11 protein-coding genes are annotated in these 15,867 nt (G+C 32.7%); all 11 read right to left on the bottom strand.

All coding sequences use genetic code 11. The annotated features are described in order from the left end of the window. Nucleotides 1–28 precede the first annotated feature (28 nt). Nucleotides 29–877 carry a polysaccharide lyase family 7 protein gene (locus IM744_RS15735; RefSeq protein ID WP_379660209.1) on the bottom strand — a complete coding sequence of 283 codons (849 nt, stop codon included), beginning with the start codon at nt 875–877 and terminating at the stop codon, nt 29–31. Between the two features lie 88 nt (nt 878–965). Then, complete coding sequence (locus IM744_RS15730) at nt 966–1,904, bottom strand: PKD domain-containing protein (RefSeq protein ID WP_194509102.1); 939 nt, start codon at nt 1,902–1,904, stop codon at nt 966–968. Between the two features lie 19 nt (nt 1,905–1,923). After that, nucleotides 1,924–3,381: a RagB/SusD family nutrient uptake outer membrane protein gene (locus tag IM744_RS15725; protein ID WP_194509101.1), complete on the bottom strand. Its 1,458-nt coding sequence runs from the start codon at nt 3,379–3,381 to the stop codon at nt 1,924–1,926. A gap of 20 nt (nt 3,382–3,401) precedes the next feature. Further along, nucleotides 3,402–6,491 carry a SusC/RagA family TonB-linked outer membrane protein gene (locus IM744_RS15720; RefSeq protein WP_194509100.1) on the bottom strand — a complete coding sequence of 1,030 codons (3,090 nt, stop codon included), beginning with the start codon at nt 6,489–6,491 and terminating at the stop codon, nt 3,402–3,404. Between the two features lie 374 nt (nt 6,492–6,865). Next, nucleotides 6,866–7,243, bottom strand: a complete 378-nt coding sequence (locus tag IM744_RS15715; protein ID WP_194509099.1) for a cupin domain-containing protein — start codon at nt 7,241–7,243, stop codon at nt 6,866–6,868. 127 nt (nt 7,244–7,370) lie between these two features. Further along, a complete protein-coding gene (locus tag IM744_RS15710; RefSeq protein WP_379660210.1) occupies nt 7,371–9,554 on the bottom strand; it encodes an alginate lyase family protein in 2,184 nt (727 codons plus the stop codon). A 126-nt stretch (nt 9,555–9,680) separates the two neighbouring features. Beyond that, on the bottom strand, nt 9,681–10,454 hold the full coding sequence (locus IM744_RS15705; protein WP_194509098.1) for an SDR family NAD(P)-dependent oxidoreductase: 774 nt from the start codon (nt 10,452–10,454) through the stop codon (nt 9,681–9,683). A 12-nt stretch (nt 10,455–10,466) separates the two neighbouring features. Beyond that, on the bottom strand, nt 10,467–11,594 hold the full coding sequence (locus tag IM744_RS15700; protein WP_241738352.1) for a polysaccharide lyase family 7 protein: 1,128 nt from the start codon (nt 11,592–11,594) through the stop codon (nt 10,467–10,469). 22 nt (nt 11,595–11,616) lie between these two features. Continuing rightward, a complete protein-coding gene (locus IM744_RS15695; RefSeq protein WP_194509097.1) occupies nt 11,617–12,891 on the bottom strand; it encodes an Nramp family divalent metal transporter in 1,275 nt (424 codons plus the stop codon). Between the two features lie 36 nt (nt 12,892–12,927). Then, entirely contained in the window at nt 12,928–14,829 is a 1,902-nt protein-coding gene (gene gndA / locus IM744_RS15690; RefSeq protein WP_241738351.1) for an NADP-dependent phosphogluconate dehydrogenase, read from the bottom strand. Continuing rightward, entirely contained in the window at nt 14,822–15,844 is a 1,023-nt protein-coding gene (locus IM744_RS15685; RefSeq protein ID WP_194509096.1) for a polysaccharide lyase family 7 protein, read from the bottom strand. The genes gndA and IM744_RS15685 overlap by 8 nt, the downstream gene beginning before the upstream one ends. Between the last annotated feature and the right edge of the window lie 23 nt (nt 15,845–15,867).

The following is a 15,867-nucleotide window of genomic DNA, read 5'->3' as shown; positions in this document are numbered from 1 at the left end:
CAATAAGCGACTAACTCAAATAAACTTTTTAATGACTAATTTCTAATTCATAGAATCTTACTTTAGCAAATGACCCTTCATCTCTAGACTGAAAGTAGTTTCCTGCTTTAAAATAATTTTCAAATATGCCCCATTTTTTAATGTGAATACTTTCGTAAGATTTAAACTCAGTATCATTTAGAATTATTAGCATTTTTCCATCTGTAACTTGAACCTCTAATTTAAACTTTCTGAAATCAACTTTTTGTTCAAAATTAAATCCATCATCATCATCCCAAGCATCATCATTTAATATTTCAGTATTTGAAGCATTTAAGTTTTTCAACACTTTAGTTTTTACACGTATTTTGCCATTATCCCAATAAATTTTCAACATTGGAGGTGCATTATTATCATCCTCTCCTATTAAATCACGTTGTTCATTAGTTAACCTTCCGTGGATTTGCATAATAATTACCCGATGATATTTACCATTCGAATCTCTAGTAACGTCATCCATTGCAAGTTTACCTTTCATGGTTCCTCCTTGTTTAAAAGTCCAATTGGTGTTGTTATCACCAGGTAACATTTGTTCTCTCAACTCAGACCTTGAATACTTTGTGTTTTTTGTGGTTGAGATTGTTGGATGAGCATAAAAGACTAATGCTCCTTTAGTTGAGTCATTGTACATATATGGTTTCAACTTCTCATTATTTGCATAATCTAATATTTCAGGAGCTTCAACTTCATAAGGTTTCCCTTTTTCATTTGCTACCGGAACAGTTACTTTCCAATGGCTTAAATCAATATTAGGCAATTTAACTTTTTTTCTTTTTTTCTTTTTCTTTTTCTTTTTCTTTTCAATCTTTTTATCCGATTCTGTAACGCTACTTTCCATATTCTGTGAAGTAGCGTTAACAGATAAAAATGCTATTAGTAAAAAAAACAATATTTTTTGTCGGAAATTATTCATATTGATACTAAAATTATTCAACTGGATATACTTTAACATTATCAACATAAGCATCTACATCGGTCACTCCATAAATAAGTATAGCAACTTCACCAGAAGCATTTGAAGTAAATGGAAGCTCAACTGTAGTAAATACCGTTTTTCCAAGATTCATATCACCAGCAAAACTTACCAAAGCGCCTGAATTATAACTTGCAATACCATCTGCACCATCATCAAAATGACCATCAATAATTCCACCTATTATTCTATTACCACCATCAGCAACACCAGATTGTTCTTCTTCAGTCTTAATAGCGTATACATATTCTAAAACATAATCAGTGTTAGGAGATACTATTATTTCTTGATAAGCATATCTTGTATTAGAACTTAGATAAACTCCACCAGAAGTACTCATCGTCCATTTTGCACCAGGTGTCTTAGACCCATTATCTGATCCATCATAATTTATCCATGATCCATCACTACTAGAGTTATAAGGACTTGTTGTTCCTCCTGTAAAACTAGAAAAACCCCAATCACTTTGACCACCTGTGAAATCTCCATTTAAAACATCTGGTGTAATAGCTACAAATACATCTACAACAATAACATCAATGGTTACTGTATCTGAAGCTCCATTTGCATCACTAGCAGTTAATGAAACGGGATACGTACCTTCTCCTGCAAATGTATGCGTTGGATCTTGTAAAGATGATGTTACACCTCCACCAAAATCCCAAAGGTAGGTTGTAGATTGAAATGACAAATCAGTAAACTCAATTGTAGTAAAATCATTTGCATCTGGAATATAAGAGAAGTCTGCTGTTGGTAAAACAGTATCTATTTGAGAATTAGACTCCGGTAAATCAAACTCGTAGGCACTTTCACAGCTATTAAATACTATACCTGAAATTAGGCATAGACTCAATATTGCTACTCTGCGGAAAATATTTATTTTATTTTTCATATTTTTTAAAATTTTGTTTTTAATTATATCCTGGGTTTTGACCTAAAAGACCTCCACTTAAATTAATTTCTCTTGATGGAATTGGTAATAATAATTGTCTAACATCATAATCAACAAATCCTTGAGAAATAGCATAATCACCTATTACATCATCGGCAACTCCAAATCTCACTAAATCAAAGAAACGTTGGTTTTCAAAAGCTAATTCCACACGTCTTTCTACAAGTAATGCTTCTTTAGTAAGTACTGAAGGGCGGTCTGTTATAGCATCAAAGCCTGCTCGTACTCTAACTTCCATATAAGAATCTATTGCTGTACTGTTTGTAGTTTCACCTCCACCTGCTAAAACAGCTTCTGCATGCATTAATAATACATCAGAATAGCGTAAAATTATCCAATCGTTTCCAGCTTGCTGTGGAAATGATCCGTATGTTGCAGGAGATGTATTAACATTAGATCCATCAGGTAAAAACTTTGTTACTTCTGATGCTCCATCACTATATGTTTTATACGATACAGCAGTTCTATTTCCGCCATAAGTAGCAAAATCTGCTATAAGATTATCTTCTACCATATTAAGACCATCTTCTCTACCTTGACGACGTGCTCCTGATGTAAATTCCGCAGAAAACCCTTGACTTTCTAAAGAATTTCCAGTTTCATACTGAATAGCAAAAATAATTTCACTGTTTAATTCATTATAAAAGACATCATTAAAATTATTCTGTAAATTAAAACCACTATTCATAATGTCCAAACATAACTGCGCAGCTTCTCCATAATTAACACCTTGCGTTAAGTACACTTTCGCTAAGAGTCCTTGTGCAGCAGCTTTTGATGCTCTAGATTTAAATGCATTGTCCAAAACATCTTTAGCTTCTACTAAATCTAAAATAATTTGCTCATAAATTTGTGCTTCATCAACTCTAGTAAATAATGCTCCTGCATCTGTAGGTCCTACTACAGAAGTTACCATAGGCACGTCACTAAAAAGTCTAACTAAATTAAAATATGCATAAGCTCTTAAAAATTTAGCTTCAGCCACATATTTAGATCTATTACCTTCGTCTGCAGCATCTATATAAGTCAAAATATTGTTTGCTCTAAAAATAATTTGATACATAGATTGATAATAATCTTCTGATTGCGCATTAGTAGCATCAATTAAGTATCTATGAAAATCGGCTTTAGAACCTTCAGATGTTTGACCTCTAGTATTGTCAGTACGGTGTTCTGTCAAAAGGTATTCTACTTGTACTCCTCTGTTTGATCTCTCATAACTTGTATCTGTATTTTCATTAACCCCTTGTATGGCGTCATAAATTCCAATAATACCAGCTAAGACATCTTCGTCAGATTGATAAAAACCTTCTACAACAATAGCAGAATCTGGTAATGGATTTAAAAACTCTTCTGTATCACAGGAAATAAAGACGAATCCCGTTATTGCAAAAATTAAATATTTTATATGTTTCATAATTTGGTGTTTTTTTTTAATTAAAAATTAATATTCATACCAATTGACATGGTTCTAAATAAAGGTGAACCACCTCTTTGAGCTCCATAAGATGTAGGCGTATTATTACTATCAATATACTCAGGGTTAAAACCACTATAATCATCAGAAGTAATGTATATTAAATTTTGGCCTGTAGCATAAATTCTTAAACTCTCTAAACCTAATTTGGTTGTTAAATCATTTGGTAGATTATACCCAAGGTTTACATTCCTTAATGAAAAATAACCTGCACTTTGAACAACATCGTTTGTATGAATTCTTTGTTGAAGAAAAGAAGCATGAGGTATAACTCCAGCATCAACAACTGCCTGAGGGCTAGTAGTAGCACCTTGCCAATCTGTACCAAAATATTGATCTCCAATATTTTTCACTTCAGCCCCTTGACTTCCTTGCACCATAAAAGAAAAATCAAAATCACCTAATTTAAATTCGTTGGTAAGACTCCAAACAATTTCAGGGTAAGGATCTCCAAGAATTGTTTTATCCTCATCTGTAATTATCCCATCACCATTTAAATCTCTAACTATAACATCTTCTGATCGACCATTAATTGGAATCCAAGGTGAATCATAATATTCAGTTGCTAATTCAGCATCTACAACATAACCATAAAAAGAAGATATTGGGTTTCCTACTAAATTAATCCATTGTGAATTTCTACCAAATCCATCTTCGGTTAGTGCTCCATTTGAATCACCAAAACTAAGTAGTTCATTTTTATTTGTTGATGCAATAACTGTTGTACTCCAAGAAAAATTCTCTTTAACAATATTTTTAGTTCTTAATTCAAACTCCCAACCACTATTTGCAACTTTACCTAAATTTACAATTCCTGCATTAAAACCAGTAACGTAAGAAACAGGATTTTCTAAAAGTAATTTATCACTAGTTCTTCTATAATAATCTACTGATCCTGATATTCTATTGTTTAAAAACCCAAAATCTACACCTGGATTAAATTCTTCTGAAGCTTCCCATTGTAACAATGTATTTGCTATATTAAGAGCAGAAACACCCGGAGTAATACCTCCATCAGTAATGGCATTTGTATTATCTAATAAAGCCAAATAAGGCCACACATTAATAAGATCGTCACCAACATTAAAATTTTCATTACCTGTAAGACCGTAACTAACTCTAAATTTTAAATTATTTAAAACCTCACTATCCATTAAGAAGCTTTCTTTAGAAGCATTCCATCCTAAAGATATTGCTGGGAAATTACCCCATTTTGAGTTTACACCAAAAACAGAACTACCATCTCTTCTGTACGAAGCCGATAATAAATACTTATTATCATAAGCGTAATTAACTCTAGCAAAATAACCTATCTTCTTTTGAATAGTGTTTGTTTCTGTATATTCAGAAATTGTAGTTGCTCCAGCCAAGTTTTTAAGTAAATCATTAGAATATCCACCACCTTCAACAGAACTAATTTCAGCTTTTCTAGTTTGGATAGTAACACCTGCTAACACATCAAACTCATGATTGCCAATTGCTTTACTATAATTCAAAGTGTTATCTGAAATTACTCTAGTTCTAAACCTGTTTTGTAAATAATAAGCAGCTCTACTCGCACCAGCTGAGTGGTGTTTTGTACCGTCCCATCTTGTTCTTTTTCTATGTTCTAATGTTACACCAAGAGATGTTTTTGCTGTAAGTCCATCTAAAATATCATATTGCAAATATGTTGAACCTAGCATATTGGTTTTATACTCATAATGCTCTCTTTCAACAAATTGCGCATAAGGGTTAGCATCTCCTGAAGTACGTGGTCTACTTGAACCAAAGTTATCATTAGGATCTATATCTATACTAAGTAAATGATTTTCTAAAAAATAATCTCCTACTCCTACGTTTGGATAAGCACCAGTATCAACAAACTGTAATGTCTCTGCAGTATGGTATATAGGCAACCAAGGTGATTGTCTTATAGGATTATGAATAGAAGTTGGTAAAGCTCTTTGTTTTGAATATGAGGGCGTAGCACTTATTCCAAATTTAAGTTTATCTGTTAATTTAGTGTCCATTTTCAATCTTCCAGTAAACAACTTATAGTCATCTGTTATCACAACACCCTCATCTCTAAGGTAACTAAGTGATGCACTAAATTTTGTATCTTTAGTACCTCCTCTTGCAGAAAAGGCATGACTTGTAATAGTTCCTCCATCAAAAAATACTTCTTGCCAATCTCTATCAATACCAGTTGTAGCAACTAACAATTGAGCATATTGGGTATTATTTGAAAGTTCACCAGTTGCTGCTAATTCTTTAGCAGCCCAATCAGCAACACTTTTCTTATAATCCTCACTTTCAAATGCTTGTTTATATCCAGTATAAGTATCGTAACTAAATTTAGTTTTTCCTTCCTTACCACTCTTTGTAGTAATCATAATAACACCATTAGACCCTTCACTACCATAAATAGCTGCAGATGCAGCATCTTTTAATACCTCAAAAGATTCTACGTCATTCATATTCAAGGTTCCAAGAAAATCAGAATTTACAACTATCCCATCTACTATAACAGCAGGACCAGAGTCTGCAGTTACAGATCCAAAACCTCTAATAGTAATTGTTGGAGCAGCACCAGCTTCAGCTGAAGTCGCTTGAATATTAACACCAGATACTTGACCAACTAAAGCATCATCTACCCTTGCCACAGCAATTTGATCTAGATTTTCATTCTTAACTTTAGATATTGCACCAGTTAAATGGCTTTTCTTTTGTGTTCCATAACCAATTACAACAACTTCATCTAATTTAGCAGAGTCTTCTGCTAAAGAAACACTTAATGTCTTTTGATTATTAATAATTACTGTTTTTGTTACAAATCCCAAATAAGAGAATTGAAGTACTTCTCCTGGTGTTACTTGGATTTGAAAATTTCCATCAAAATCTGTAGAAGCACCTCTTGTCGTGTTTAAAACCACAACATTAACACCTGGAATAGGTTGTTGATCTACTTCAGAAACAACGGTCCCTTTGAGCAATAAGCTCTCTTGAGCAAACATTGTTACGCTAATTAGCAATGCAACTAATAGCGGTAGTTTGTTTTTTAAATTCATAGTTAATTGTTTTGAATTGAATTGAATTAGTTAATAATTACAATTACTCAAATACAATACACGCAAAATAATTTGTTTTTGTAACTTTGCTAATGTATTTACTTTTTAAGTAATTACTGATTTTTTACTTCCATCTATAGAAGTATTTTTACAAAAAGGATAGGTCCAAACTATCCTTTTTTTATTATAAAATTAATTGGTTTACCAGATTGGTTTACCAAATATATATAAAATTTTGTTAAATACAACGTTTTCGTAATTTTTATATATCAAAATAGTAAATGTTTGAGTTAAAATAGCAAACATAAATCTTATCTGTAGGAATTAGAGTACTATTCCATAAAGTCCTAACGTATAGGAGTAGCATTTGTTTCTTATGACTGTTTATCTCCAAAATAAGATACTGCATCACCACTTAAAAAATCTTCTCTTACAGGACTAAATGTGTCAATTAGTTCTCCTTCCTCTAAACAAACTGCACTGTGCAATAAATTAGGTTCAATATAAACGCCATCTCCTGCTTCAATAATTTGCTTTTCCCCATCAATTTCAAATTCAAATTTACCTGAAACACAATAGGTAGCTTGTGTGTGAAAATGTTGATGTGGCGCACCTAATGCTCCTTTATCAAACTTCACTCTTACCATCATGATTTGATTATCGTAACCTAAGAATTTTCTGGATACTCCTCCTCCAAGAACTTCCCATTTCATGTCTTTTGTGATGACGTACTTTTCGCTAAATCTTTTCATATGTTTATTTTTATTGTTTTTAAAAGGTCATATGTTGCTTCCATATAATCGTTCTCTTGAGTATTAAGTTACCGATATGGAAGGTTCATAATCTTAATTGTTTTGTTTTGTTTTGTTTTGTTTTGTTTTAATTGAAATAATAAGAACCTGACCACTCATAATTCTTATCGTTAATTTTTAATTTATGTTTTGCTTCTTTTGAAGCATTTGTGTTAGCTGTTATAAACAGTTTTACATTTCCATTTACATTAGTGATTTGTATTGCTGTGTATGGTTCTGTATCCAAAACCACTTTTAACTCTTTTATACTACTGTTTGAATTTACTGCAGATTCTGAAACTGGACTATAACTTCCATGCGCTTCAATGACTGAAACAAAAAGTGTGTTTTTACTATTTTTTCGTCTTAGCATTAATGCTGCTTCTCTACGCAAATTAAATTCTGGATCGTTTGCTCCAATTCTTGTAAAAAGGATTTCGTCATTAGTATTAGTTACAGAAGTTAAGCTGTAAAATTTACCTTTATTTAACCAAGAAAACTTAGTGTTATCATTTTTAGCTTTTGCAGTACCTTCTAAATATAAATGTTGATATCCGTTTTTGCTTCCTAAAGCTTTTAAAGTTTCTGGTACTTTATATTCGAAATTTGTACTCAATACTTGTCCTAAGAAGTAATATGGAAAGTCATATTGATTATCTTTATTAGAAACTACCTTCATTATATCTAACACATATGGCTTTTCAAAATCCTTGTCTTTAATGATTGCCATAGTACGAAGCATTTCACTTCCAGGATAGGCATTCGTTTCTCTAGCACTAGCTATTTGAACATTTTCATTTTCCGAAGAAAAATAATTAAGTACTGAATGATGCTGACTTCCTATTTCATACTTCGCATTAAAATGAGAGGTTTCATTTTGTGTTACTGTATTATGAGCAATGGTTTGTTTTGCCCAAGTCTTGTTTTCCTTTAGATAATTACCACCACCTTTTTGTTCAATATTTACAAAACGTGCTAAACCATAATCTTGAAGGATTTCTTCACCTTTTTCATATAACGAATACGACAACTTATCATAATGACCATGACTAGATCCTTGTGCTGCATATTTAAAAACAAGCTCAATGTCTTCATTTCTTAAAATAGCAACTCCACCTTGTGTTCCGTTTGGTCCATCCGAAAGATTAATTGATTTTTTATCGAAAGGTTTTGCTTTGCCATTTTTTATACCAAGTGCTACTGCCAAACCAGAATCGTCTAATAATACTTTGTTTTGCTCTGTTGCGATACTTAATAATCCTGGATCTTGTGTTCCGAAATGATAAGAAATATCTACAGCAGTAACCAAAGCATCGTTATAATAGGACATTCCTTTTTGACCATCGTTAAGTGGAAAAAAATCGCCATCCGCATCTGATAGATTCAATAAAGCATTTATGGATTTTAATAATACACCTTCTTTGTATTCAAATATTTTTAATTCTGGTTTGACGTTGTGTAATCCTTCTGCAAAAATTAAAAAAGGATACATCGCGTAACGTTGGTAATATGGTCCTTCGTTATAATAACCATCTGGAGAAAAAGGCTCTTCTATATTTGCTAAAAAACCTGCTTTTCCATCTTTATTTAAAAAGCCACCATCATCATCTTTTTTTGTAGTGTCTAATTTTAAATCTTTAATTCCGTACAAAGCACGATCAATTAATTCTTGATCGTTCATTACTAAACCAATCATTCCAACTGCTGCATTTCCCCAAGTACTATGGTTGTGTACTCTTTGGTAAAATTGCGGACTGTTTATAGAAATATGATCTGCAAATGGTTTAAATAAGTTAGTTTCTAGTTTGTTGCGTTCTTCTTCAGATAAATAATTATAAACACAATCATAAGCTTGGCTCACGTAAACCAACCAATTAGAATCGTTTAAACATTGCCAAAATAATTTACCTCTTGCATACGATCTTGTTTTTGGATGTAATGGTAATGTTTTATACATCGCCTCATATTGCATTAACATGTCTTTTACATACTTCGCATATTTTTCGTCCTCTAAAATTTGATATAAAACACCAGCTTTTTGCAAGACGATCATGTTGCGTTTATGACGTACATGTGTATAACCACCAGAATAATCTAATGGTATTGGCGTGTCTATTCCTAATGCAATCTCTGCATCTATTTCCTCTTGAACTGCTTTTAACGTATTATCAAAAATTGGAATATTACCCAGTTGTGCTCTAATATCTGTAACGCCTTGTGCAGTTAAAATTAGATTCGGATGCGCTTGCGAGCTAGATATTGTTGTTTCCATATTAGATACAGACGTGTCCTCTTTTTTACAGGAAAACATCGAGCATAGAACAAAGACTAAAATAAAGCGAAAAGAGAATTGATTTTTCATAAAAAAAGAATCTATTGTATTGGTAACATAATGAAATTACATATTATATACACCTCCATTAATATCAAGTGTAGCTCCTGTGATAAAACCATCGTACTCTGAAGCCAAATATAAAACCGCTCGAGCTACATCGGCAGCATTACCTGCTCGTTGTATTGGTATACCTGCAGTTGTTGCAGCTGCAGACTCTTTTGTGGTATGCGTATTGTGAAATGAGGTACCCAGAATAAGACCTGGAGAAACCGCGTTCACTCGAGTACCTTGGGCACCTAATTCTGTAGACAATGCACGTGTAAATGTTAAGATAGCACCTTTACTTGTGGAGTATACTAAAGATCCTGGATGACCACCTTTACGTCCTGCAAGGGATGCTAAATTAACAATACTACTGTTGTCCTGTTTTGCTAAATATGGCGCTGCTGCTCGTGTAACAAACATCATAGAAGTAAGGTTGATGTCCATTACCTTATGCCAGAACTCCGTTTCCATTTCATTCAGCATTTTTCTTGCAACCAATGAACCTGCGTTATTGATAAGGATGTCTAAACCTCCAAATGCTTCTACTGTCTTTTCTACCATTGCATTTGCATCGGCTTCTTTTGTTAAGTCACCAGATATAGCAACTGCTTTTACACCTTTACTATGTGCGTACGCTACTAATTCATTCGCAGTATCTGCACTAGAAAAATAGTGGATAGCAACATTAGATCCACTATCTATAAAATGCCTAGTGATTGATTCTCCAATTCCCTGAGCACCTGCAGTTATAAGTATGTTTTTGCCCGCTAATTTATTATTATAATTATTCATAATTGTAATGATTTATTTTACATTGTCGTTTTTATTGAAATAGCCATCGTTAGATACCGCGTTTTCACTTACCGAAATACTTCCTGTTTTAAACCATACTTCTGCATAGTTTCCATCTGCATATTGTTTTTCAATATCGCCACCATGCGTTTCTGCACCAGAACACCAGTTTTTATTTACTTCTGGAGATTTTCCATTCGTTTGATTATAAGCACCTAATTTGAAAAAACAACCTTCGCCAGCGTAAGCATCTTTGCGCTCCACACCATCCTGACCAATTGGTACAAATAATTTTTGTGTTTGTTCTGGGATATCTGCTTTTGTTGTATATTCAGATACTAATAAGTTTTTTGTAAACGTTTTTGTTTCATGTCCTTCACTTGTGAAGTTCAAGGTCATAATACCATCTTTAACTTCTACTTCATAGCTAAACGCTTCACCAAGAGCAATACCATCTTTAGGCTCTTCAGGATACGTATCTGCGGTTTCACCAACTACAGAAAAATCATTACCCCAAACTGCTGAAGAATAATCCCATCTTCCAGAATTGTCTTCACCTTCCGTATTAATTTCATAATGCCAAAAAACAGAACCTTTTGTATGCCCTGGGAATTTCTTATAAAATATTTTTAGAGGTTCATTTTCATGTTTATCTGCACTATGAATTTGACCCACAACGACTGCATGCGAAGCAGCTACTCGTGCGTCTCCTGTAGAAGACACATTCATAACTTTAAGTGTTGCAGTTAATTTATCGTTTGCTGTTTTTGGATACCATTTTTTGGTTTGTGCCAATTCGGTTCTTGTATTGTTTGAAGTTCCGTGAGTGCTTCCTGCATTTGGTGCTTTGAAAACTACCCAATCACCATCACTATCATTTGCAGTGTAAAAGAAGTCTTTATCTTCAAAATTATTTGCAATTCCAACATTAGCGCCATTTCCTAAAACTAATTTCCAATCATCGAAAAACGGAATGACATCACTTGCGTATACGGTTTTTTCAATCTCTTTTTCTCCGGTTTTTTCATCTACTTTTTTATCTGAGTTCTTACAGCTATTCAGTGTGAAAATTGCACATAAAATACAAAGTGCTATTGTGGTTGTTGTTTTTTTATTCATTTTTATATTTTTTAGTTTCATTTTATTTTGTTTTAAATACCGATTAGAAATATTCTGTTAATGCTATAATTCCGTTGTACGAAATCACTAAAGAAAAAAGTAAAGCTGCAAACAAACCAATGTTTACAAAAAGACCTGTTTTATACCCTTTCATTATCTTCTTGTTGTTCACAATCATTATGATACCTAAAATTACTAACGGTAAAACAAACACATTAAAGACTTGAGATAGAATTTGAATCTCAATAGGATTTGCTCCAAAAGTAGGACCTATTAAAGCGACTAAACAAGCAACAGCAGTTATTATTCTAAACTGTTTAGAATTGGTATCTAATTCTCCTGATTGATAATCTGCTATCAATAATGGTGCTATTAAAAGGCAAGGAAAAATAGAAGATAAACCTGCACTTAGTGCTCCAAAAAAGAAAATAGAAACTGCCCATTTACCAGCAACTGGCTCTAAAGTATTTGCCATATCTAACACCTGTGTCACCTCTTTACCTTGGTAATACAAAGCTCCTGCAGCTACTGCCATAATAACTCCACTAATAATGAATATTAAAATAGCTGCTGTAATTGCATCTCTCTTTTGCTGATTAAGATTTTTAATTGTCCAACCTTTTCCTTTAACAAATAATGGTCGAGATAAAAATGTAGCAGAAGCCATCGTAGTACCTACAAAAGCTGCAACTAACATTTTACCACCTGGAACATCTGGAATAGTTGGTATTAATCCTTTAACAACATCTATAGAAAGTGGCTGCACAAAACATAATGACAACACAAATGACAGTCCCATTAAAGTTACAAATATGACTAGTATTTTTTCAAAAAATGTGTACTTACCAACCAACATTAATAGATAAAAAATAACAATAATTACAATTGCAATTATTAAAACGGTTTCATACTTATAGGCACCTAATCCTTCAAAATTTATCGCTAATATTTCAAAAATAATATTAGATGAAATTCCTAAGATTCCCATTAATGAATTCCATTGTCCAAACGTAATACCCACAATAATTAATATGGCTAAAATTTTACCGTATTTGAAATGTTTTTTAAAACCAAAAAGCGCTGTTTCTCCAGTAATTAAAGCGTAATTTCCGTAAGCGAACATTAAAACTCCTGAAAAAAGGCAACTAATTAAAAGCACCCATAATAATTGCATATTAAATTTACTACCTGCAACAATCATTGATGTTACACTTCCTGTTCCAATGGTATACCCAATAGCAAAAATACCTGGACCAAATCCCAATATGATAGCAATGATTTTTTTAAAAAATGATTTTTTTGGCGTTGTTGCTTCCATAATATGAGTTAGCTTATTTTGTTGGTTTGTTAGATATTAATTCCAATTCGTATGATGACTTTTTCCAGAAGTATCATCTAGTCTTTGATACGTATGCGCTCCAAAATAATCACGTTGAGCTTGAATGATATTTGCTGAGGTGTATTTTGTTGTAATTCCGTTGAAAAACTGAACAGCCTCTCCTAAAGCAGGTGTTGTAATATCGTTAAGTATACATTGAGAAACCACTTTTTTTGCTGAAGGTTTATATTGATTAACAAGATCTATTAACTGTGGATTGGTTAGAATATTAGTTGTGTTTTTAAAGACTTCTACCAAATCTTCCATTAAAGTAGATCTAATAATGCAACCATTTGTCCAGATTCTAGAAATCTCACTTAGATTTAAATTCCATGAGAATTTATTTGAAGCTTCTGCTATGAGTTTGAAACCTTGATAATGATTTATAATTCTAGCAAATTGATATGCTTCTAACACATCATTTGTAGTTACATTCATTTCCGAAGAAATAATTGTTTTAAAATTCTTATTTAAATGAATACGTTCTTCCTTATAAAAGGAAATATATCGTGAAAATAAAGCCGATGCTATTAATGTACTAGGAACTCCAAGTTGTGCTGATGCAATGGTTGTCCAATTCCCTGTACCTTTATTACCAGCTTTGTCTAATATCTTATTAACTAACCAATCATCACCTTCTTTTTTTCTGAAAATAGCTGTTGTTATTTCTAACAAATAACTACTTGCTGTGTCTTTCCAGTTTTCTAAAGTATTGGCAATGTCGTCTGGATTTTGACCTAAATTTTCTAGAATTGTAGACACCTCAGCTAACAATTGCATTTCTACATACTCTATACCATTATGAACCATTTTAATAAAATGACCACTCCCTTCTGGACCAACATAAGTACAACATGGTAAGCCATTTTGGTCTTTAGCCGAAATTTTTTCAAGAAAAACCTTCACATTATTATAAGCTTCAAAATCTCCACTTGGCATAATGGATGGCCCTTTTAATGCTCCTTCTTCACCACCTGAAACTCCTGCGCCTATAAAGTGAATGCCTTTAGTCTTTAAATAATCACAACGCTCTTTTGTTTTTACATAGTTAGAGTTTCCGCCATCTATTAAAATATCTTTTTCAGATAAATGTGGCAGCAAATCTTCAATGACATAATCTATTGTTTTTCCTGCGTTAACCATCAACATGATTCGTCTTGGTTGTTGTAAAGAATTTACAAATGTTGAAATATCATCAAAAGCTTCCGCTTGCGATAATTCAGAATATTCTGCTTTAAAATTTTTAGCTACATCTTCTTCAACACCATCCACATGTCTATTAAACATGGAAATTTTGAAACCATTATTGGCTAAATTTCTACATAGACTTTTGCCCATAACTCCTAAACCAAATAATCCAAACTCTGAAGTGTTCATTAATTTTTGTTTTATCGTTTTAATAATATGTTCGGGTGTTAAACTAATATCAATTTGTAATGCATCTTCAGGATTTTCTAAAATATCAAATTGCGATTTTAGTAATTCTGAAGGCATAAAGTGATTTGGCCTGCTGTTTACTCTTTCAAAAATCTGCTCAAAAGATCCAGATAAATGAACCCATTTTGTTTCACTTTGAATATTTCGACTTAAAATATCACGGTACTTTTGCTTTAATGCAGAACAGACAATGACGCAACTATCTTTAGTTAATTGCTTTTTTCCCAAATCATTTAAAGTTTCTAACCAGCCTTGTCTGTCATCATCATTTAAGGCTTGTCCGCTAGACATTTTTGCAACGTTACTTTCTGGATGAAAATCATCACCATCAAAAAAAGGAATTTTTAAACCTTCTGATAGTAATTTACCGATTGTGCTTTTTCCACAACCCGAAACTCCCATTATGAATATTACTTTTTTCAATGTTCTTGTATTATTCATTAGGCTTTGTTGGCTCTCCTACAGTGGCATTTTTAAACCAAACTTCAGTGTAACTTCCGTTAGCGTATTGTTTTACGATATCACCATCGTACGTTTCAGATCCTGTTTTAATATTAGCTTGATTATAAGCGCCTTGTTTAAAATAGTTTATTTCTCCAGCATATGCAATTTCTCTTTCTACACCAACCGTTCTTCTTGAAGAATACACATCAATAATCTGTTGTGGAATTTGTGCTTTTGTAGCAAAATCTGATTTCAATAAGTTTTTTGTAAATTTTATAGTTTCATGGCCTTCACTTGTAAAAGTAAGATACATAATGCCTTCATAAATATTTACCTCGTAGCTAAATTCTTCGCTTAGTGCAATACCATCTTCTGGTTCTGCGGGACTAGTAGTTACATTCTCTCCAACAACAGAAAAATCATAACCCCAAACTGCTGTAGAATAATCCCATCTTCCAGAGTTGTCGCCTTCGGTATTAATTTCATAATTCCAAAAAACGGACCCTTTTGTGTGACCTGGGAATTTTTTATAGAAAATTTTAAGTGGTTCGTTTTCATGTCCTTCATCACTATGAATTTGACCTACTACAACGGAATAAGACGATGAAATATCTGCATTTCCAGTCGTTGAAACGTGTTGTACTTTAAGCGTTCCTGTTAGTTTTCCTCCAGTTTCTGGAATCCAATGTGCTTTTTCACCTAGCTCTGTTCTTGTATTACTGGAAGTTCTTGAAGTAATACCTGAATTTGGTGTTTTATAGACTACCCAATCCGATTTACCATCATTTCCAACATAAAAGAAATCCTCTTTTTGGTAGTTTACTAGGTTGTCTTCGTATGTTCCGTCACCTAAAAGAATTTTCCATTTGTCCATAAAAGGGATAACATCGCTTGGATACTTTGTTACACTTTCTGTGTCATTTTCAACAGTCGCCTCTAGAGTAGTTTTAGTCTTGTCTTTACACCCAACTATTAGTAAAAGAGTGAAAAATATAAATAGCGTTTTTTTCATTTAATGATTAATTTATTGCGTTT

This window comes from Psychroserpens luteus (assembly GCF_015319355.1).
GTDB lineage: Bacteria > Bacteroidota > Bacteroidia > Flavobacteriales > Flavobacteriaceae > Psychroserpens > Psychroserpens luteus.
This window is presented reverse-complemented; position numbering and strand designations above follow the sequence as displayed.